General features: G+C 60.5%; 1 protein-coding gene and 1 pseudogene. Both read right to left on the bottom strand.

Annotated features, from left to right (window positions below):
* A partial coding sequence (locus HT737_RS18150; RefSeq protein WP_374011183.1) for a biotin/lipoyl-containing protein occupies positions 1 to 613 on the bottom strand: 613 nt, incomplete at its 3' end.
* Between the two features lie 11 nt (positions 614 to 624).
* A pseudogene (aceE, locus tag HT737_RS18155) lies at positions 625 to 1721 on the bottom strand (pyruvate dehydrogenase (acetyl-transferring), homodimeric type); the annotation flags it as partial.

A 1721-nucleotide genomic window follows, 5' to 3' on the forward strand; every position in this document is an offset into this window, starting at 1 on the left:
CCTGAGCCGGAGCGGCCGCAGCCGGGGCCGCAGCGCCCGCCACTTCCAGATCCAGAATCAGGTCGCCAGTGCCGACTTCGTCGTTGAGCTTGACGCTGATGGCCTTGACCACGCCTGCGGCAGGCGACGGGATTTCCATGCTGGCCTTGTCGGATTCCAGGGTGATCAGCGACTGATCAGCCTCGACGGTGTCGCCGACCTTGACCTGGATCTCGATGATCTGGGCCTTGCCCGACGAACCGATGTCCGGCACGTGCACTTGCTGCACCGAAGCGGCAGCCGGGGCAGCGGCTGGCGCGGCAGCAGCAGGAGCGGCAGCAGCCGGTTTTTCTTCGGCTTTGGCCGGTGCAGCGGCAGGCGCAGGAGCCGCTTGCGCGGCGCCCTCGACTTCCAGCTCGAGCAGTTCGTCGCCTTCTTTCAGGCGGTCGCCCAGCTTCACTTTCAGGCTCTTGATGACACCGGCTTTCGGGGCCGGCACTTCCATGCTGGCCTTGTCCGATTCCAGGGTCAGGATGCTCTGGTCGGCTTCGATACGGTCGCCGACCTTCACAAACAGTTCAATTACTTCACCTTCACCGCTGCCGATGTCAGGTACGCGAATGAGTTCGCTCACAAAATGTCTCCTCAGCAGTCCAGTGGGTTGCGTTTTTCCGGGTCGATGCCGAACTTGACGATGGCCTCGGCCACGACTTTAGGTTCGATATCACCACGGTCAGCCAGTGCTTCCAGGGCTGCCAACACCACGAAATGACGGTCGACTTCGAAGAAATGACGCAGTTTCTTGCGGCTGTCGCTGCGGCCGAAACCGTCGGTGCCCAGGACTTTGAATTCCTTGGACGGTACCCACTGACGGATCTGCTCGGCGAACAGCTTCATGTAGTCGGTAGAGGCAATGACCGGACCTTTACGGCCGCTCAGGCACTCTTCAACGTAGCTCTGCTTGGGCTTCTGGCCAGGCTTGAGACGGTTGCTGCGCTCTACGGCCAGGCCGTCGCGACGCAGTTCGTTGAAGCTGGTGACGCTCCATACGTCAGCGCCGATGTTGAACTCTTCACGCAGGATCTTCGCCGCTTCACGCACTTCACGCAGGATGGTGCCGGAGCCCATCAGTTGCACGTGGTGCGCTGCATCGCGGGTGTCTTCTTCGAGCAGGTACATGCCTTTCTTGATGCCTTCTTCGGCACCGGCCGGCATGGCTGGCTGCTGGTACGACTCGTTCATCACGGTGATGTAATAGAAGATGTCCTGCTGCTCTTCGGTCATCTTCTTCATGCCGTCCTGAATGATCACCGCCAGCTCGTAGCCGTAGGTCGGATCGTAGGTGCGGCAGTTCGGGATGGTCGCGGCCAGCAGGTGGCTGTGACCGTCTTCGTGTTGCAGGCCTTCACCGTTCAGGGTGGTACGGCCGGCGGTGCCGCCGATCAGGAAGCCACGGGTGCGGCTGTCGCCAGCGGCCCAGGCCAGGTCACCGATACGCTGGAAGCCGAACATCGAGTAGAAGATGTAGAACGGCAGCATCGGCTGGTTGTGGCTGGAGTACGAAGTACCGGCGGCGATGAAGGAACTCATGGCGCCCGCTTCGTTGATGCCTTCTTCAAGGATCTGACCTTTCTGGTCTTCCTTGTAGAACATTACCTGGTCTTTATCGACTGGCTCGTAGAGCTGGCCGACAGAGGAGTAGATGCCCAGCTGACGGAACATGCCTTCCATACCGAAGGTAC

It is taken from the genome of Pseudomonas sp. MD195_PC81_125, from assembly GCF_014060985.1.
GTDB classification, from domain to species: domain Bacteria; phylum Pseudomonadota; class Gammaproteobacteria; order Pseudomonadales; family Pseudomonadaceae; genus Aquipseudomonas; species Aquipseudomonas parakoreensis.